This is a genomic window from Undibacterium sp. 5I1, from assembly GCF_034314085.1.
In the GTDB taxonomy this organism is placed as follows: domain Bacteria; phylum Pseudomonadota; class Gammaproteobacteria; order Burkholderiales; family Burkholderiaceae_D; genus Undibacterium.
Genome location: NZ_JAVIWI010000001.1, coordinates 2,491,479 through 2,511,753, shown reverse-complemented (window position 1 = coordinate 2,511,753; position 20,275 = coordinate 2,491,479). Strand labels below are relative to the sequence as shown.

Sequence of the window (20,275 nt, the reverse complement as noted above, 5' to 3'; positions counted from 1 at the left end):
GCATATAGCAAACGCGTTATCTGAGTAGTTTTCCAAAAATTACATACTTGCAATATCGCCCCATAGATGGCGCATAGTAAATCGAATCGGAACCTGGTCACGGTGTAGCACTTCTCTGATCGATTGCAAACTATGTTGAGTGTCCCGCCTCCCAGGAACGGATAGGGGAGCACCGCGAGGCCCAATTAATGCATGCACATAAGGCGTTGTTGTGCTACTCCCTCGGCCAGTAACTACTCCGATTTCTCCATTTTCCAATCGCACGAAAGTGCCAATTGGATAGGTACCAAGCTCACGTATGAAAGCCGTTACTAGCGCTATATCAATTTTGCCTTTACCTTCTATCAGAATATCGCGCAAAGCAGCATTTGGTAGTAAAGATTTGCGATAGCTGCGGGAAAATACCCTGGCACCATATCTATCAGCGATCGAAATGATTTTTGCATTAAGGGGAATATCATTGGCCGATTTTTTCCCAGGATAGCCACTGCCATCTTCATTTTCATGATGATATAAAATCCAGTAGAGCCAGTCCTCGTCATTAATGCCCGCGCTGCGCAATTGTCTTACCGTAGCTTCGGGATGTTGTTGGATAAAATCTTGTTCTTCAGGTGTCAGGCTCTCATTCTTTCCTTGTAGTTTTTCTTGCTGTCTGAGCATGCTGAGGTTCATAGTTAATGCCGCCGCGGTGAGCCTAATTATTTCTTCAGGTGGTTTTTTTAATGCTCGGGCAACAAGGATAGCCACTACGGCTGTATCAACGCAATGCCTAGTCGCATAGGTATCGTCTTGATTAAGTAAGATACAGCCGAGAGCCACTTCTTGATTCATTGATACAGCCGTTGCGACCTGTTTTCCTAGCGCGAGAAATTGCTCTTGTGCGTTGGGTTCGCTGGCTATGTTGTAAGAAATTCTGCGTAGTTCGGTGCGAGATGTATTAATCATCCGCACGACGGAGGGCAGTTCTATTTGTTTTTCTGCTTGCCTCTTATCACGTATCGCTTTATCAGATTTTTCCACATCTGCAAACAAGCCGCGCTCGATCAGTGCCGAGACCTGATTCACATTAGAAACTACAAATCCCTTGCGAAGTAATAAGCTACCATCTCCACCATAAACGTCCCATTGCAACGGTTGGCCTATAACAATGTCGGAAACGGCGATACGTCTTGAAGATATGGACTTACCTCAGTCAAATTGATATTGATCAAGCGAGTTAGCTTTACTTGAGCTAAAGTGATTTTTTTAACACATAAAAATGTTTGCAAAAATCGAAGATGTTAGCGTCTTCATCGATATTAATTTTGAGACGTACGCAACATTACTCATACTTGAGTGACAAGCTAATCAACATTGGTCGCTATATTCTGATTACTCACTAACGCCTTTGTTAATTATCGTAGCAGAAAACATGCTGAACGCCATTGCTTTTAAAAGAGTCAGGTAAGCGTCCAACGCTACCATCTATGAACAGCAAATAATTTCATGCACTGTCCAGACTGGATCATTTTGGAGAGCAAAGTATGTCAAGAATCAAATCCATCCTAATCCGCGCAGATTGGCTGCAACATGTTAGTACCTGGCGCGCATCAGGGCTGACGCAAGCAGCGTATTGTCGTGAGCGCAAATTAAATGCCACCACATTCAACGGCTGGATTATGCGTGGCCGAAAGGAGTTACCAGCAACAGCACCCCTGATCACTGTTCCGATTGTAATTCAACCCAGCACGCCAGCAGCATCGACTCTGCCGATCGTCTTGCAACATGGATCTGGATGGCAGCTTGTGCTACCTGCGGATGTGCAGATTACCTGGCTAGCTCGATTATTCAATGAATTAGCATGATCGCACCAGGTCAAATTTGTTGCGTGATTGAACCAGTCGATATGCGCCGTGGCCTAGAGAGTTTATCGCAATGGATACAAACTAGTTTAGGTACCACGCCATGCGATGGCACCGCCTATGCATTTTGCAATCGTCCTAAAACACGATTAAAACTGTTAATCTGGGATGGCACTGGCGTGTGGTGCTGTCAGCGCCGATTACACCGTGGTGCGTTTGTTTGGCCCAGCAACGATGATCGATGCTGGGTGATTACGCAAGCACAATGGGATTGGCTCATCAAAGGTGTCGACTGGCATCGCCTGACGGCACAGGCACCAACGCACTGGCAAGTGTGAATCTTTAATACGTTCAAAAAAATAGCGAAACACCATTCTTTTTGGTTGTAAACATGGGCGAGTCTATGTAAACTTCCAGCATGGATCTCGCTACCGCACTCGCTCAGTTTAATCCGCACACCACGTCACCAGAACAGTTGGCGATACAGGTTGCCGCCTGGGCAGAACAAGCGCACAAGGATGCTAGTAAAATCGCCCAACACGATGCAGAAATACACCGTAAAGTCACTAAAATTGCCGCTCTCACGTTAGAGCTGGCGTACCACAAGCGGATCAAATTTTGCAGCACCTCCGAAGCCTTCACTGCACAGCAACGGGATTTATTCGATGAGACACAAGAAACCGATCTTAATGCCATGCAGGCCGAACTGGAGCAACTCTCCTCTGCACCCCGCGTAAAAACGAAACCAACCGGGCGCAAGCCACTGCCGGCAGAATTGCCACGCATCGAACATCGGCACGAACCAGAATCGTGCAACTGCGGTCAATGTGGCAATGTGCTGGTGCAGATCAGTGAAGATATCAGTGAACAACTCGATGTCGAACCAGCGCGTTTCTTTGTGCATCGCCATATCCGTCCGCAATACGCCTGCCGCGCTTGCGAAACGGTTACCGCAGCCGCCATTCCTCCGGCCATCATCGACGGCGGGCTAGCCGCGCCCGGTTTGCATGCGTGGGTCGTTATCCAAAAATACTTAGATCATTTGCCGCTGTATCGTATCGAACAAATCAGCGCCCGTCATGGTGCGGGGATTTCTCGATCGACGCTGGCTGAATGGATCGGACGTATCGGGGTCGCTTTGCAACCGCTGGTAGATCGATTGACCGAATTACTCAAAGAACGCAGCGTCCTGCATGCCGACGAAACACCGGTGCAACAATTAGATCCCGGCAAAGGTAAAACCAAACGCGCTTACTTGTGGGCGTATCGAAGTAATAGTCTCGACGAAGGTCCGCCGATCATCGTGTTTGAGTTTCAGCTTGGGCGCAGTGGCAGCCATGCGCGCACTTTCCTCGCCGATTGGCAAGGACACCTGATGGTCGATGACTACGCGGGCTATAAAGCCATGTTTGGTCAGGGCATCACTGAGCTCGCTTGCCTGGCGCATGCGCGACGTAAATTCTTTGATTTGCATGCGGCCAATCAACACCCAACGGCCGCCGAAGCGCTGGGCCGAATAGCCGAGCTGTATCACATTGAGAGCGCGGCCAAAGATTACTCGATTGAACAACGCGCACGGTACCGCCAAGAACAAGCCTTGCCGAGATTGGAAGCGATGCATGCGTGGTTACTGCTGACGCGTCAAAAGACGGCGGATGGCAGCAGTCTGGCCAAAGCCATCGATTACAGCTTCAAGCGCTGGCCGGCGATTATGCGCTATGCCGCCAGTGGCAATCTACCGATTGATAATAATCCGATCGAGAATGCCATCCGTCCTATTGCCATCGGCAAGAAGAACTGGCTGTTTGCCGGATCAGAACGCGCTGGCAAACGGGCTGCTGCCATTCAAAGTCTACTCGCCACCGCCAAAGCGAATAACATCGAACCGCTTGCCTGGCTTAAAGAAACTTTGGAAAAACTCCCTACCTGTAAAAATAATCGTATTGATGAATTGTTGCCGCTGCGGGCAAAATCGGTTGTTTGCTGATCGTCTAGGTGGGACTGTCGGACGCATACAGAGTCAGTTGTTTTAGAGTGGCATCAGACAGAGTTTATTGCTGCCAATGGCGCGTTCGCTAGGGCTAGGTAAGTTTGATGGGTGGATGCGGCTGGTCGATGACGGTGATACAGAGATCGAGGCGTTGACGGTGCAGGGTTTGTAAGCTGGTATTGGTATTGCTTGTTATCGCTGCACCGGAAGAGCGCATGGACGTAACATGCGATTGTTAGATTTGTTAGATTTGTCAGACTTGTCAGACGTAAAAAAACCGTATCAGGCAATGCGTGATACGGCTTTTTATTATTTCAATAATTAAAAAAACTATCTCTTAAATTTCGCTTCAGCAATCCGGTCTGCTACCACGCTAGTCGCCAAACCTTCTGCATCGGCGCGGGCAAATACTTCTGCCAAGGTATCGCCAATACGACGTACATGAGCATCCATACCGTCTTCTGGTGTGTTCAGATATTCGTAGCAGACCTTGATGATGCCACCAGCATTGATGACGAAATCAGGTGCGTACAAAATCCCTTTTTGACGGCAAGCTTCGCCCATGTCGGCGGTGGCTAACTGGTTGTTGGCAGCGCCAGCAACGATCGTTGCTTTCAGGCGTGACAGCGTGTCTGGATTTAAAGTCGCACCCAATGCGCAAGGGGCGTAGATATCGGCCTGCACATCGTAGATCGCGTCGATGCCGACGATTTCTGCGCCTAATTCTTCCTGAGCGCGATGCAATGCCGCCTGATCGATATCTGCCACGATCAGTTTAGCGCCAGCTTCATGCAGGCGACGGGCGTAGTCGTAACCGACATGACCCAGACCTTGCAAAGCGACGACCAGGCCTTCCATGCTGTCGCGTTTCAGTTGATGTTTGACGGCAGCTTGCGCACCGACGAAACAGCCCAGAGCAGTAAATGGTGACGGATCGCCACGGTCACCCAAGCCTGCAACGAACTTGGTTTTTTTAGCGACGTTTGCCATATCGGCTGGGCTAGTGCCCACATCTTCTGCTGTGACATAGCGGCCGCCAAGGCGCTCAAGGGCTTCGCCCAAGGCTTCAAACAGGGCAGGGGTTTTGTCTGCTTTTGGATTGCCGATGATGACGCTTTTGCCGCCGCCGATAGGCAAGCCAGCAACCGCGTTTTTATACGTCATGCCGCGTGACAGACGCAATACGTCATTAATGGCCGCGGCTTCGTTGTCGTAGTTCCACATACGGCAACCGCCCATCGCAGGGCCTAAATTCGTGTTGTGAACCGCGATAATGGCGCGCAGGCCAGATTTGGGTTCAGATGCAAAAACCACTTGTTCGTGGTCATCAAAGTTGAGTTCGTTAAATACAAAAGCGGTCATGCTTATGGCTCCGCGCGGTTATGCATCGCTCATTCCGATAAGAATGGGGATGGCGTGCCGCAAAAATGGTGATTAAGGAATAAAAAATAAGTACAAAATAAGGGCAAAAATACAGCATGTCATCGGCGGCTATGTGGTGCTGCCGACAACAAAAGGCAGTGATTGTGTCACGCGGGTGGAAGTATAGGGGATAGGGGGTGTAAACTCAAATTGCTGACGGGCGGCTATTTAGGAATCTTGCTCAAATCCATAAAAAGCATATTCCATCGATGTCGGTCAGGATCACAAAAGCCGCAGCCATATTATCTTGTGTCATGTGTCATCTGCTAAGGATCGCAGGTCGATTATATACAGCAGACGAGCCTAACTGAACCATGTGTTGCCATCAGTGCTGACTGACATTAACTGTGTTCGGCATGGTACAGCAAGGAATAGCGACCTCTTGGTACGCTTGGCTCGTCCTCCAGAATACCAATTTTGTTCATCCCGATTTTCTCCAGTACGCGTATGGACGGCGTGTTGAGTGGCCGGACTAAGGCAGAAACATCTGGAGCATTTAAATCTGCAAATGCGTATCGTAAAGTTTCAGTCGCAAACTCGGTTGCATACCCGTTGCCCCAAGAATCTACCCCGAATCTATAGCCAAGGTTTAAGGTATCTTTATCTCCATACATCTTTAAAGCTAAGCCACCATAGCCAATAATTTTTTCAGGCTGATCAGCGCTTGAGATTGCCCACTGGCCGAACCCATGTTGCTCCCAATGTGTGATCCATGTGGCTAATACGGTTTTAGCCCGGTCAAGATTTGGATATGGTCCGTGCGGGTTGTAAGCATTCGTTCGTGGATCGCCATAAATAGCAAAGAGATTTTCGGCATCGTCTGCATCTGGGCGCCGTAAGAGTAGACGTGATGTTCGCATTGGGTCTGATGTTTGAAGGCTAAAATACTGCGGTGATTGGTTTGAATGTAAATCGACCCAAAAAAGTCAGGGTCGCATTTTGTCTGAAAAACCAGATGGAACACACATCAAATCGCTTATTCTTAAAAAGAGAAGCAAATTGATAAGACAGTTTTAGAGACTAATTTATATTCTATCAATGAAATTTGCAACAATGGAATAATCTCTTAGGTCAGCTTCTATTCTCTGGTAGCTAATCAACATCGTATGGCGGATTTCGCTAGATAAGTTTGGAGGCCCGTCAAATATTAAAAACGGGTTTTAGGTTCGGTAGCGATCAGATCAGAGCACATATCCCAATCTGCTAAACTCCAAAATAGAGCTTGCATTAGCAGCATCAGGTTCCGGTCAGAGCACATATCCCAATCTGCTAAACTTAGGTAACAGTGTCGATGTGCCGTACTACTGTTCCGGTCAGAGCACATATCCCAATCTGCTAAACTTACGCCGCACAAATACGCTTGGGCTTCCCTGTTCCGGTCAGAGCACATATCCCAATCTGCTAAACTGTCAGCCGCGTACTCTTTGCCCTTAATCGTGTTCCGGTCAGAGCACATATCCCAATCTGCTAAACTAGACGCGTCAACATCTCATGCGCTGGTGCTGTTCCGGTCAGAGCACATATCCCAATCTGCTAAACTAAGTTTTCGACAATGGACAATACACATGAGGTTCCGGTCAGAGCACATATCCCAATCTGCTAAACTCAAATCCGTTTCCACATGCCAACCGTCCCGGTTCCGGTCAGAGCACATATCCCAATCTGCTAAACTCAGATGTTGTTCGCCAGGCCTTGCGGCTGGGTTCCGGTCAGAGCACATATCCCAATCTGCTAAACTGCTGCGCATTACCGATCACATGCCCGTATTGTTCCGGTCAGAGCACATATCCCAATCTGCTAAACTCGTACCAGGCTGACCCAGCAAACGCCGTCAGTTCCGGTCAGAGCACATATCCCAATCTGCTAAACTCTGGCCGAAGTGATACAGCTTGATGATGCCGTTCCGGTCAGAGCACATATCCCAATCTGCTAAACTAGCTGGCCTTTTTTTTCAGCCAACGTGAATGTTCCGGTCAGAGCACATATCCCAATCTGCTAAACTGCCATTCCACTTTTTGTGATGCTCGGTTAGGTTCCGGTCAGAGCACATATCCCAATCTGCTAAACTCATTGACGCAGGCATTGATGGCGCGCATCAGTTCCGGTCAGAGCACATATCCCAATCTGCTAAACTAACTAAGGGTAGATCATCCATCGCAAGTGAGTTCCGGTCAGAGCACATATCCCAATCTGCTAAACTCAGTAGTCATAATTCGATGCAAACAGTAGCGTTCCGGTCAGAGCACATATCCCAATCTGCTAAACTTCAGGCCATCGTGATTGGAAGATGTTGGCAGTTCCGGTCAGAGCACATATCCCAATCTGCTAAACTGAGATCAATTAACGTCTACAGCATCCGCCAGTTCCGGTCAGAGCACATATCCCAATCTGCTAAACTGTTTGACTCCAATAAGTTACCCTTTGGCTAGTTCCGGTCAGAGCACATATCCCAATCTGCTAAACTATGCCCCAGCGATGCAGCGACGTTGACGATGTTCCGGTCAGAGCACATATCCCAATCTGCTAAACTTGCACAATTGGTCATAAAAATCATGCGTTCGTTCCGGTCAGAGCACATATCCCAATCTGCTAAACTCATAGACTTCTGAATCAAAGTCTTGTCCGTGTTCCGGTCAGAGCACATATCCCAATCTGCTAAACTTTCCGGCGTGTAGCATCTCGGTAAAAATGGGTTCCGGTCAGAGCACATATCCCAATCTGCTAAACTTAATTCGTTGGCCGATTTTACTCCGGCTCAGTTCCGGTCAGAGCACATATCCCAATCTGCTAAACTTGACAAGTTAGCCGCTGCTCAGTCTGGCCGGTTCCGGTCAGAGCACATATCCCAATCTGCTAAACTCGCAGCTCAGTTTCTCGCTCAGATGCCCAGTTCCGGTCAGAGCACATATCCCAATCTGCTAAACTTGCGATCTCATCATCATGTAACGTTACAAGGTTCCGGTCAGAGCACATATCCCAATCTGCTAAACTAGATTGGACTTTGAAGTACGAACTGCGCGGGTTCCGGTCAGAGCACATATCCCAATCTGCTAAACTGGAAAGCGTTCTTTCAAGTGATTGATTTTCGTTCCGGTCAGAGCACATATCCCAATCTGCTAAACTCTTGAACACAGTGGCGCATGCGAATGCACCGTTCCGGTCAGAGCACATATCCCAATCTGCTAAACTCAAACTTCCCTACGTGTTAAGCGGGTCAAGGTTCCGGTCAGAGCACATATCCCAATCTGCTAAACTCAATTTGCCGATTGCCAAGCCGTTGGATGCGTTCCGGTCAGAGCACATATCCCAATCTGCTAAACTCTAAAAGCGCAGCCAAAACAACGGCCACGCGTTCCGGTCAGAGCACATATCCCAATCTGCTAAACTCGACGCTAATAGCTGGGTGACGGTATTTAAGTTCCGGTCAGAGCACATATCCCAATCTGCTAAACTTTCAATGACATTTTTACGCGCCGCAGTTATGTTCCGGTCAGAGCACATATCCCAATCTGCTAAACTCGTTGTCATACGATCAGGTGGTATCTTTTAGTTCCGGTCAGAGCACATATCCCAATCTGCTAAACTCACTCGTGTTTGAACCTTTACCTTTTGCCGGTTCCGGTCAGAGCACATATCCCAATCTGCTAAACTCGCGGAGCGTATCCAGTATCGAAGACCTTAGTTCCGGTCAGAGCACATATCCCAATCTGCTAAACTTGGTGACGCTGCATTGACGACGTTGATTGCGTTCCGGTCAGAGCACATATCCCAATCTGCTAAACTGTTGGTCAACGACTCCAGCACCAGTCCAGTGTTCCGGTCAGAGCACATATCCCAATCTGCTAAACTTTATGTTCCACAGTTATGTCACTGGCTAATGTTCCGGTCAGAGCACATATCCCAATCTGCTAAACTATCCCATGTTTTATCCACTGCGCGCAAAGGTTCCGGTCAGAGCACATATCCCAATCTGCTAAACTAGTAACACCATAAACCCCTGATTATTCAGGGGTTTATGCTTTTTTGAGGTGGTAAAAACGGGATTTTTCATCAAAATAAGTCGAATTGATCTGGGGATTTATTAGGGGCTTGTTTCGCTTTTCCACGAAAAGTGATGATACGTTCGTATTGTTTGTCCGTAAATTGTAGGATATTCACCTTGCCGCCGCTGGGTAAGTTTTGCTCGACTCGTTTGCAATACGTATCTACTTGAGTTTGGCTAGTACAAAAGCGCATGTATACAGAAAATTGCGACATTTCAAATCCCATATCGAGTAAGGAGTTGCGAAATTCGCTTGCTGCTTTGCGTTCAGATTTTTCTATCACAGGTAAATCAAACATCACTACAATCCACATGATGCGATATCCGGTAAGCATGGCGCATTACTCTTCTTGCAGAGCTGAAGCCAAATTGAGGGGTAAGCCAGGTAAAGGTAAATCCAGTTTATCTTTTTCACCAATAAATATTTGAGCCAACGATGTCGCAAGTTTTTGCGTACAGACAATAACAGGTGTGACACCGACATTTGTTTGCATATCGTCATACATGGTGCGAACTAATGCGCGCTTACTTTCCGGTGTGATAGAACTCTCACCTTGCTTATGCAACTGCCAAACTTTGAGATCAATCATTGGGCGAAATGGCTCCATCAAATCATCGACTAGGCGCATTGCGTTACCTTGATTACTATGATGTAGCCCCATCGTCGGATGCAGACCTGCAGCGACAACAGCACGTGCTGTTGTCGCACGCAACACGGTGTAGCCGTAATTAAGCATCGAGTTTAATCCGCCAGATTGTTGATCACGCCTAAAGTCGTCGCCAAATAGAAGACTCCAATACCGTCGTGCTCCTTGTGCCTCAAAATTGTCTGGATCACCAGAGCGTACTTTGCGTACCAAGGACGATAAAGGAATGCTGGCAACGTTAGCTGCCTCTAACGCTGCCGCTTGTTGTTGGAGTTTTGATTTAACAATATCGGCCCAAAGGCGTTTGATAGTGGGTTGAGATGCCGCTAGCTGCGCATCAAAACGTTTTGCCTGTTGAAAATTGCCTTCGATTGGTAGTAGCATGCCGGCTGCATTGTGATTCGCAGAGCACAGCACAAAAGGTGCGCAGCGTTCCGCTAGAGCGATGATTAAATTATTGGTATAACTCAAACCATGTGCGTTAGCGATGACCGCAGCGATATCGTCTAATGGTATTTGCCCTAGTTCCTTGCGTAGACCTTCAGTATCCTGCACCACCATAAAACCGCGTGATAGGAATAAATGGCGGCGGTCATCAGCTATTTCTACTATGCGGCCTATCATGGAGTTTACTCCTTAAAACCGGGATCACGTAGTTCACCTAGTGGAGATATTTTTACCATTCGTCCTTTTGCTTTTTGTAGAGAGCCTGCAGTTTTTGATATATAACCAAAAGCCTCTTCTTTGCTCCGGTTTCTAGCATCGACATTGGCCTCATTAATACCTGCCATAAAAATTTGTCCATTAGTACTAATGGTTGCAACTCTAGTCGATTGCTGAATGCCGTCTACTTCTAGCCTAACAAAGTCATCTATCATTAACCGCATTACCAACGGTTTTCCGGAAAGACTTTGAGTCAAGTCACGCAATCGTTTAATTCCTGAACTACGTACAAGCTGGTAAGCGTCAAATGTTGATACAACCTCTCCTTCCCACTTTCCTTTTTCGTTGCGGACAATCTCAATACAATAGTTACTGTCGCCTTTATATCCTTTGTAAGGCTTCGGTTCCCCATTAGGTTTTAGTCCGTGCCGATCAATTGCTTTGCCATCAGTAAATTCAATGACCTTGAGATTATCTTCAACGCGAGTACGTTTGCCATCAACTATCTTATGCACGCTAACTTTGTCATTGCCGAGCAAACTGTAAGCAGTATCATTATGCATCGCACCCTCGTGGCTATGATCTGGTTTGTGGCTCACCCAAATTCTTTGTATCGCACGCTCTACATGCTCGCGATAAGTCTCCCAAGGTAAAGGCATATTCTCGACAAGTCGATTAAGTTGTTTTTCTCTTGCGCTGGCACTTGCTTGCGCAAACCGTTGCATTAAACCTTGATCTGTAACGCCGATGACACAAGCATCAACTGCATGATGTCGATGATCGTTACGATTTTTTTCACCATTGAGCCCAAGTACATCATTCAAGCCAAACTTGGCTCGCAACATTGCTGTCATTTGTCCCGGGATAACGCGTGTTTTTGGACAAATCAATTGAACGTATTCACGTGCTATTTTGCTTAGATAGCGAGTGTCATTAAGTGCTCTGGCTAAAAAACCTGCATCGTCCTTAAGCCATCTTTGATAGCCATCCTCCGCAAAGCGGTATCGCTTAGCTTTAGGCATTTGCTCCGCTCTGGCGAGTATTTCGGCATAAGAAAATCCGGCTACCGTTTGCTTTCCAAACGCATCCCAAGGAGTATTGTTACCCTTAATTCGGTTCGCTTTGCGAAGTGCCACCGTCTTATTGTTGAGACTATCATCTAGCGTTATAGAGAATGGCAATATATGCTCAATTTCTACTTCGTTGCTGAGCAGCATGTGCGCGCTGATTTGAATCCCAGAGTATGGACAATGACGATCTGCTGGGTTAAAGCTGAGTTCTTCCCATAAAATCATTTTTTGCACATCTGCCGCTTTTACCCGCTCTTCGCTGATTTGTAGAATATTTGCCACATCGGTACGCAAGCGTGCGTTGCGTTTTTGATTCTCTGCTTGACGTTTATTCGCATCGTCCCGCTGATCTTTACTTTGTTTAAGATCTCGTGCGACTTCTACGATAATTTCACTAGGGTGTCCATAGCGTTTAATCAGCGCATTTACGACTAATCTAACCTGGTTCAGTCCGATATGAACAGTTGGGTTTGCTATACGTCCATAACGTTTTTCATCTGTGTCATTTGGGTTGCCTGTACCAAATCCGACATGGCGCTGTAGCGGCAGGCCGTAATAAGGAAGCTCTAATAAAATCTCACCTGTCGCTGATGCACTAATATTGCTATGGTGTGCGAAGCCTGCTGCCAGTACGGCTTTGTCGTAGGTTATAACGTTTTTTCTTAGCTCTGGAAGTATGCGGTTCAGCGCTTGTATACTTAGGCTTCCATATCCTTCCGGTAGCCCAATGTTGGCAATGACTTCCGCTTGGTCTTCGTCTATACCCGTTTCAGTAACAAGCCAGCGCATTAATTTTGCGAGATTTTCTTCTGTTACTAATTGATGCACTACAGCGTCTTGTTTGCTTTCGTCGAATGAAAACCATGATTTCCCAAAATGATCTGGTTTGCTCAGAATCGCGCTTGTCGTGTTGCCTTTAAGCTCCTGACGTTTCGCATCTTCAATATTAAATGTAATGGATCCTAAACCGAGTAATTTCGTTATTTGAGTGAATGAACGTTTGCTGTTCTCTTCGAGAGCCGCGACAATAATGTCTCGCTGCTGAATAGTTAAAGATTCTTCTTTGAGACCAGCACGCAGTATTCTGAGGTTATTTACTTCTTGGTAGACACGGAAGCGCTGCGTACTTGGTAGTGCGAGCGGCGCGCGCATCTCGTCTGGGAGTAGCGTACAGCGCCCGGGTGTGACAGGTTTGAGTGGACGTTGAAATAACAACGCATCTTTCAAATCTACTTTGGCTGTTTCGTTGAAAAGTGTCGGGTTGAATGTGGTTTGTTTTTGCCATAACGCTTCAAATTCAGCCTCAATCATTGCTCTGTCGATATATAGATCGTAGCTTTTATCGATGCGAGTTTTTCCGTCATCCCTAGTAACTTTACTTTCACGGAAACGGGCACGCACAGTTTTACCTGAACTGTCTCGTTTATGTAGCCATTCACCTACTGTGCGACAGTTTTCTTCAATAAGAGCCGATCGCAACTTACTAATTGCGGTTTTTAGGGCGCCGCTGTCATTATCTTTTTTATCGGTTTTACGATTACTTTTAAAGCCACGTCGCTGGTTGATATGAAAGAGTGCACGAGCGAATTCTTGTGGCGTCAACATTTCATCCAAGCCCTTGGCTCGTAGCGTATAGGGATTGAGTAGTTCTAGTTCTTTACGTGATTGTGCGTCAACAGGAAAAAAATTATGTTCTATAAGTGATTTAGTCATTCGCGCTTTTCGTTTTAATAAACGATCGCGACGGCGACGCGTAGCACGTGCTTCTCGGCGAGTAACGGCAAGTGATGAACCATCTTTTGGATTTCGTCCATCTGAAAAAATTCGTACTCCCGCCTTGATAACTGCTATCGGAGACGGCGGAATTTCTTGATCAAGTCTTATCATTGACCAACCTAAAGAGGTTGATCCTAAATCTAATGCCAACCGATACGCCATTTTGCCGAGCATCCTAGTTCCTTTGTTTTTTTATAACACATTGACTCTACAATAATATGCGACTATTATTCAAGCATTATCAGATTGGGATATGTGCTTTGGACGCTAACAAGCTGAAAGATGCACCAAATGAAAAGACCGCTATATGCGGTCTTTTGCTTTTTGCACGATGCGTTCTCTTTTGGGTATGCAATTTACCCCTAATAACATGGCGTGTATGATTCCCGAATGAACTTACCTACTCACTCCGCTGATGATCCGAATAATTCGGGTGATGCAGTGTCTCTCACTAGCGTTTCCCCTGTGTCGTCTTCAGCAACCGATACCATTTTGTCCGAGGCTACAGAGCCGGATGACTTACCCGAACCAATGTTGCCGCCTTACGAGGGCGTGTCCTTAAATAACGTTTTCGTGATTACTACTGCCGCACTGGCTGAGCAGGCGCGAATTGCTTTAATGGCAGCGGATGTGCTGGGCTTTGATACGGAATCGCGCCCGACTTTTGTTAAAGGTCAACATTCTAGCGGGCCGCATTTGATACAGCTGGCGACCGATACGCAGGCGTTTTTATTTCCGGTTTTGGATTCGCTTTATTTAGAGCCGGCCAAACAGGCGCTGGAAGCCAGTCATATATTAAAAGTAGGTTTTGGTCTGGGTGACGATCAGAGCCGTTTGCGTTCTCGTCTGGGGATCGCGCCACAAAATGTGCTTGATCTGTCGCGTGCAATGCGTAAGAAAAAGGGCAGTGACATGGGCGCGAAGTCGGCTGTGGCCTTGTTCTTCGGGACGAAGCTACAAAAGTCGAAAAAGATATCCACCTCTAACTGGTCATTAGTGCCATTGACTGAGCGCCAAATCAAGTATGCCGCAGATGATGCCCAAGTGGCTTTGCTGACTTACCGACATTGGTTGGCATTGCAGTCGTAGCCTTTGCCTTAATCGACACTAATTTTTTCTAATATTCAGTATGTTTATGCCGCGAGTGCTGCCTCGCTTCGACTAATTTGAGGCGTATGCTGGGCAGCCTTGCTTTGCAGCCTCAGAGCCAGCTCTTGCGTATATTTTGCCTGTGCCTTAACGCAAAAACCGCCGGAATATGGATTCATAAATCCGTGGTTAGTATTAGGGGCTAACTCCACTAAAAGTTCTGCTGTTTTGTTCTGGCGCAACTGCTGTAGGAGTTTTGCAGGATCAAACGCGGCTTCCCGTTCGGCCAAAATCAATCGGGTGGGGCAGAGCGCTTGTAGATGTGTGTATTCGCGTATGCGTGATCCATAAAATAAGTGTGCCGAAGCTATTTTTCTGGCTAAGCTGCTAGCAGCAACCATCCACAATGCGCTGGCGCCGACACTAAAGCCGATGACGTCGAGCTTATTTTCTGGATTGTGTGCTGAATTTTGTTCTGTATTACGTTCGGCGTTATGTTCGGCGTTATGTTCGGCGTTATGTTTAGCCTCAAACTGCTGCGCCTCTAAAAGCGCGATGATCTTTTCTACATAGCGCGTCAATCCGCCTTGCGCAATAAACGCTTGATAAGCGACTTGCTCTGAACGGAAATCACTTTGCTCGTCATCAAAAGGTGAGATCACCAGACAATCTTGTCCCAGACTACGAACCAGGCTTGCCAGCGCTGGGGTTTTGCCAAAGACATCTGTGGCGATTAATACGGTCATAAATTTTAAACAGCTTTGGCAGCAGGTATTGTTTGCACTGAGCGTTTGCGCCCGGTTTGCAGTTGACTCGCGATGAGTCCCTGACTGCCAATTGGATAAGCAAAATAAGAAAGAGGCGCAGACTACTGGACTCGTCTTAAAACCACAAGTGTTTATTGAAGCCTGTATTGAAGTTAAGAGTTCAGTGCTCGTCTATATTTGCATTGATTTTTGCACGGAGTTGCGGCGAATTTGGCAAGTCAAACACAAAAAATGTGTCATTCCTGGCAGTGTAAAAAATTATCCTCATTGAGTGATTGACACCACGATCTGGTCTGGTAATACTCCGTTACATTTTGTTGAACTTCTGAAACATAAGAGGTTCACACCAAACAGTCAAAATCAATAATCAAAAGCTACTACTCTAGGGAGATTCTTCTATGTTGCGTCAAACGCTGATCGTCATTGCACTCGCCTCAACTCTTGTTACGGCTTGCAGCAAGAACGATAAAAATGGAAAAGATGATGCAGCTAAAGCCAGCGCAAGTGCAAAGGCCAGCGCAAGCTCCAGCACTAGCTCTGGGGCGGCTGAGCAAAGTCGTTTGCGGATTTCTCCCGAAGATATGTTGTTGATACAAAATAGCGCCTTGTCCTCCGGTCCAGTGATTACCGGGTCGGTCCAGCCTGAGCGCAAAGCGGATTTGCGTGCAGAGTTATCCGCAGTCGTTTTGCAGGTGCTAAAAGAAAATGGCGAAGTCGTAAAACGTGGTGATTTGCTGGTGCGCCTGGATGACACCTCGATCCGCGACAGCCAGCATTCTGCAGAAGAGGCGGCGCGGGCATCTGCGCAATCGTTTGATCAGGCGGAGCGGCAGTTTCAGCGTTTAAAAACTTTGCGCGCATCTGGCATGGTATCGACCCAATCTTTAGAAGATGCCGAAATCCGCCGCAATAATGCACAGAGCGATCTGGTCGCCGCAAAGGCAAAAGTAGTTCAGGCCAAACAGCAAATGCAACGTACCGAAGTGCGCGCCCCATTTGACGGCATCGTCAGCGAGCGCAAAGTGTCTGCTGGTGACACGGCGCAGATCGGTAAAGAATTACTGAAGGTCATTGACCCGACCAGCATGCGACTGGAAGGCCTGGTGTCTGCCGATAAAGTGAATGAAGTCAAGATCGGCCAGGCAGTCGTTTTTCATATGAATGGCTACGGTGACCAAGAGTTCAGCGGAAAAGTAAAGCGGGTTGATACCGCCGCCAACCCGACTACGCGTCAGGTTGAGGTACTGGTTGCATTGACTGGCGAAACGCAGCCACGCGTCTCAGGTCTGTATGCAGAAGGTCGTATCGAGGCCGGTAGCACTCAAACGATGATGATTCAACGTTCTGCCTTGGTCTTGGATGGCGACAAAGCCTATGCTTGGCAGATTAAAGATGGCGCAATTAAAAAAGTCAGCCTGATCTTGGGTACCCGTGATCCACGTCACGGTGATTACGAAATTCGCTCAGGTCTGGTGGTTGGCGACAAAGTCATCCGCAGTCCTTTATCTACGCTAAGTGAGGGTCAAAAGGTTGATCTGATTGCTGCGCCAGCGAGCGTCGAGCTGAAACCAGTCGCAAGTTCAGCCTCAACTTCAGCTTCAACCGCAGCCTCAAGCACGACTGCAACCGCAGCTAAAGCGTCGGAGAAATAATATGTTCTTATCTGACTTCAGTATTAAACGTCCGATTGCGATGATCGTGATCATTGTCGGCTTGATGTGCATCGGTTTGCTGGCGCTAAAAAAGCTCAAGGTCAACGAGCGTCCCAATGTAGAAATCCCCGCTTTGATTGTCTCTTTCCCTTATCCTGGTGCATCACCAGAATCCGTCGAGCGCGAGATTATTAACCGGGTAGAAAAATCACTGCAAAGTATTTCTGGCGTGGACAACATCAGCTCAACTGCTAATGAAGGCAGTGCCACTATTGTGCTGGGATTTACTTTTACCAAAAATATGATCGAAGCAGCGGAAGAAGTGCGCAATGCAATTGGTGCAGTCCGCTACAAGTTGCCGACCGAAATGCGTGAACCGATTTTGCAGCGGATTGATCCGAATGCACAACCGATCATGCAATTGGCCTTGTCCTCCAGTACCTTAAATCATGCTGAGATATCGCGGATGGCAGAAGATCAGTTGGCTGATAAGTTTCGTGCCATTGATGGCGTCTCCGTGGTCACGGTAAATGGGTCTTTAAAACGTGAGCTGAGTATTTTATTGCGTGCACAAAAAATGCGTGAGTACAACGTCTCCGCAGCAGAGGTCGTCAACGCTTTACGTAACCAAAACACCACTGCGCCAGTAGGTAAAGTCCGCGGCAAACTCAATGAAGAAAGTATCCGTCTGATTGGCCGTATTGAGTCGCCTGCCGAGTTTGAACAAATCGTGATCAAGCAGCGCGGTAGCGAAGTGGTAAGACTGGCGCAAGTCGCCACGATTAAAGATGATTTTGCAGAGATCAACGGCTTTAGTATCCGCAACGGTAATGCCAACGTTGGTATAGCGATCACCCGCTCACGCGATGCCAGCACGGTGAGCGTGGCGAATAAAATCCGCGATCTGACGACCGAGATCAGCAAAACTCTGCCTGCCGGTACCAAGTTTGAAGTGACCCAGGACGGTGGTAAAAACGCGGAGAATAGCCTCAACAACGTGATCGATTCACTGATGTTTGGTGCGGTCTTAACGATTTTTGTGGTGTATGTATTTTTAAATTCCTGGCGCTCTACCTTGATCACGGCGCTCAGCTTACCGACCTCGGTGATTGCTGCTTTTATTGCGATCTGGCTGTGCGGCTTTACTTTGAATTTTATGACTTTACTGGGTCTGTCGCTGGCGGTCGGGGTCTTGATTGATGATGCCATTGTGGTACGCGAGAATATCGTCAGGCATATGGAGATGGGATCAGACCGGCGCACTGCTGCGCTCAACGGCACCAGTGAAATTGGTCTTGCCGTTGCTGCGACGACATTCTCTATCATTGCCGTATTTATCCCTGTAGCGTTTATGCCGGGTGTGTCTGGCGAATGGTTTCGCCCATTTGCATTAACTGTGACCAGTTCCGTTCTGGTCAGTCTGTTTATCTCCTTTACGCTGGACCCGATGTTGTCGGCGTATTGGGGTGATCCTATCGGTCATCATGAGAAACCGAAGACAGGATTGAGTCTGCAACTCGCCAAATTTAATACCTGGTTTGATCATCAGGCAGATCGTTATGGCCGCATCATTGCCTGGGCTTTACATCACCGGATCTGGATGGCGTTGATCGCTATCATGAGTTTGGTACTGGCAATCGGCTTGTTTGGAAAATACGGCGGCACCAGCTTTTTCCCTGCCTCTGACAACGGTACGATTATCATTAATGTGCGCACACCATCGAGCTCCAGTATTGATTATGCCCGCTTAAAAGTAGAAGCTGCAGCGACACTGGCACGCACGATTAAAGAGACAGTTGCCACCAATAGCAACGTCAATTCAGCCGGTGGACGTGTGTATGTGGATATCGGCAAAAGTACGCTGCGTAAACGATCTGCAGTTGAAATCGGTGCCGAACTGCGTAAGCTAGTTGGTAGCCTGATCGGTGCAGAATATGTCGTGCAAGAAGACTTGAGCAATGGCGGCGGTAAGCCTGTTCAGATCAATTTTTACGGCACGGATTCTCGTAAATTGCTCCAGATTACCGGTGACTTTATTGAGAAATTACGCGCAGTCAATGGCGCGGTCGACGTCGGTTTGTCTGAGCAAGATCCTAAGGACGAATTGCAGATTGAACTCAATCGTGGCTTTGCCAATGCCTTGGGGATTTCTGTCAACGACACCGCACAGGCTTTGCGTGTAGCGTTTGCCGGGGTTGAGGTAGGCGACTGGGTAGATCCCACTGGCGAGGCGCGCGATGTGGCAGTGCGTTTGCATCCAGATGACAGAGTCAGCGCCGAAAACATCGAGCATTTGCCGGTAGCAGTCAGCGGTAGCGACAAGATGGTGCCACTCGACCAGATCGCTAAAATTACAATGGGTAAAGGACCGGCCAAGATTGAGCACTCCAACGGCAAACGGACGATTACCGTGTCTGCCAATACACAAGGGCGCTCGCCTGGTGAAGTCACGACAGATGCCTTGGCGATTGCGAAAGCGATCAACTTCCCGCCGGGCTTTGGCTTGGAATTAACTGGTTCGACCAAAGATCAGAAAGAATTATTCACCGAAATGATCACTGCTCTGATCATGGGAATCGGCTTGATGTATCTGATACTGGTCATGCAATTTGGCTCTTTTACCGCGCCCTTGGCCGTCATGTTGTCTCTCCCTTTAAGCTTGATCGGCGTCATGATTGCGCTGCTGTTGACGCACTCCACCATCAATCTGATGAGTATGATCGGTATCATTATGCTGATGGGGCTGGTCGCAAAAAATGCTATCTTGTTGCTGGACTGCGCCCGCAAACATGAGCAAGAAGGGTCCGGTGATGATAGAGAAGCCTCATTAATGTACGCAGGCCGTATGCGTTTGCGTCCTATTTTGATGACGACATTCGCCCTGATCGCAGGCATGTTGCCGGTGGCGATAGGCATGGGTGAGGGTGGTGAGTTTTATCGTCCGTTAGCAATTTCTATCATCGGCGGCACGATCACTTCCACCTTGCTGACCTTATTGGTGGTGCCGACTTTCTACGACAGTATTGAGATCGCACGCGACCGCATGTTTGCCAAGTTTGCGGATAGAAATAGTCGTTGGAATCCTATTTTTGCTTTCTTTGTTACCTTGATCGAAGCCTTGTTGACCTTGACCTTATTGCGCTTTGTGTTCCGCTCTTTGCTCAAAGGGTTTGCGTACCTGGTACATCACAAACGCGCTAGTGTTTAGCACAATGGATTTGGATTAAAGCTAATCCGAATTATTGAAAAACAAAAAGCCGTTCAGTTTAGACTGAACGGCTTTTGTTTTTGGCTTTGACTTTTGATGACGCTGTTG

General features: G+C 47.6%; 13 protein-coding genes and 1 CRISPR repeat array. Of the genes, 6 read left to right on the top strand and 7 right to left on the bottom strand.

What is annotated here, in order from left to right; translation table 11 throughout:
• Positions 1 to 39 precede the first annotated feature (39 nt).
• Positions 40 to 1,131, bottom strand: coding sequence for an HD-GYP domain-containing protein (locus RGU72_RS11075; protein WP_322119774.1), 1,092 nt, complete (start codon positions 1,129 to 1,131; stop codon positions 40 to 42).
• A gap of 392 nt (positions 1,132 to 1,523) precedes the next feature.
• Here RGU72_RS11075 and tnpA point away from each other — a divergent pair, with 392 nt between their 5' ends.
• From tnpA to tnpC, 3 genes are all read left to right on the top strand, one after another.
• Complete coding sequence (gene tnpA / locus RGU72_RS11070) at positions 1,524 to 1,844, top strand: IS66 family insertion sequence element accessory protein TnpA (RefSeq protein WP_322119773.1); 321 nt, start codon at positions 1,524 to 1,526, stop codon at positions 1,842 to 1,844.
• A complete protein-coding gene (gene tnpB, locus RGU72_RS11065; protein WP_322119772.1) occupies positions 1,841 to 2,179 on the top strand; it encodes an IS66 family insertion sequence element accessory protein TnpB in 339 nt (112 codons plus the stop codon). The genes tnpA and tnpB overlap by 4 nt, the downstream gene beginning before the upstream one ends.
• A gap of 80 nt (positions 2,180 to 2,259) precedes the next feature.
• The gene (gene tnpC / locus RGU72_RS11060) at positions 2,260 to 3,828 is read left to right on the top strand and encodes an IS66 family transposase (RefSeq protein WP_322119771.1); all 1,569 of its coding nucleotides are present in this window, start codon (positions 2,260 to 2,262) and stop codon (positions 3,826 to 3,828) included.
• A 333-nt stretch (positions 3,829 to 4,161) separates the two neighbouring features.
• On the opposite strand, the gene RGU72_RS11055 is transcribed toward tnpC, so the two are convergent.
• From RGU72_RS11055 to cas9, 5 genes are all read right to left on the bottom strand, one after another.
• Positions 4,162 to 5,193, bottom strand: coding sequence for a Leu/Phe/Val dehydrogenase (locus RGU72_RS11055; RefSeq protein ID WP_322119770.1), 1,032 nt, complete (start codon positions 5,191 to 5,193; stop codon positions 4,162 to 4,164).
• A gap of 401 nt (positions 5,194 to 5,594) precedes the next feature.
• Complete coding sequence (locus RGU72_RS11050; RefSeq protein WP_322119769.1) at positions 5,595 to 6,113, bottom strand: GNAT family N-acetyltransferase; 519 nt, start codon at positions 6,111 to 6,113, stop codon at positions 5,595 to 5,597.
• 314 nt (positions 6,114 to 6,427) lie between these two features.
• Positions 6,428 to 9,233: direct repeats of the CRISPR family, unit length 36 nt; unit sequence GTTCCGGTCAGAGCACATATCCCAATCTGCTAAACT.
• A 70-nt stretch (positions 9,234 to 9,303) separates the two neighbouring features.
• Complete coding sequence (gene cas2, locus RGU72_RS11045) at positions 9,304 to 9,630, bottom strand: CRISPR-associated endonuclease Cas2 (protein ID WP_262835340.1); 327 nt, start codon at positions 9,628 to 9,630, stop codon at positions 9,304 to 9,306.
• A gap of 6 nt (positions 9,631 to 9,636) precedes the next feature.
• A complete protein-coding gene (gene cas1 / locus RGU72_RS11040) occupies positions 9,637 to 10,566 on the bottom strand; it encodes a type II CRISPR-associated endonuclease Cas1 (protein ID WP_322119768.1) in 930 nt (309 codons plus the stop codon).
• Between the two features lie 5 nt (positions 10,567 to 10,571).
• Entirely contained in the window at positions 10,572 to 13,625 is a 3,054-nt protein-coding gene (gene cas9 / locus RGU72_RS11035; protein WP_322119767.1) for a type II CRISPR RNA-guided endonuclease Cas9, read from the bottom strand.
• 216 nt (positions 13,626 to 13,841) lie between these two features.
• Here cas9 and RGU72_RS11030 point away from each other — a divergent pair, with 216 nt between their 5' ends.
• Positions 13,842 to 14,540: a 3'-5' exonuclease gene (locus tag RGU72_RS11030; protein WP_322119766.1), complete on the top strand. Its 699-nt coding sequence runs from the start codon at positions 13,842 to 13,844 to the stop codon at positions 14,538 to 14,540.
• Between the two features lie 44 nt (positions 14,541 to 14,584).
• Here RGU72_RS11030 and RGU72_RS11025 read toward each other — a convergent pair whose 3' ends face one another.
• The gene (locus RGU72_RS11025; RefSeq protein ID WP_322119765.1) at positions 14,585 to 15,286 is read right to left on the bottom strand and encodes a dienelactone hydrolase family protein; all 702 of its coding nucleotides are present in this window, start codon (positions 15,284 to 15,286) and stop codon (positions 14,585 to 14,587) included.
• A 419-nt stretch (positions 15,287 to 15,705) separates the two neighbouring features.
• Here RGU72_RS11025 and RGU72_RS11020 point away from each other — a divergent pair, with 419 nt between their 5' ends.
• Positions 15,706 to 16,959 carry an efflux RND transporter periplasmic adaptor subunit gene (locus RGU72_RS11020; protein ID WP_322119764.1) on the top strand — a complete coding sequence of 418 codons (1,254 nt, stop codon included), beginning with the start codon at positions 15,706 to 15,708 and terminating at the stop codon, positions 16,957 to 16,959.
• 1 nt (position 16,960) lies between these two features.
• Positions 16,961 to 20,167, top strand: coding sequence for an efflux RND transporter permease subunit (locus RGU72_RS11015; RefSeq protein WP_322119763.1), 3,207 nt, complete (start codon positions 16,961 to 16,963; stop codon positions 20,165 to 20,167).
• Positions 20,168 to 20,275 lie beyond the last annotated feature (108 nt).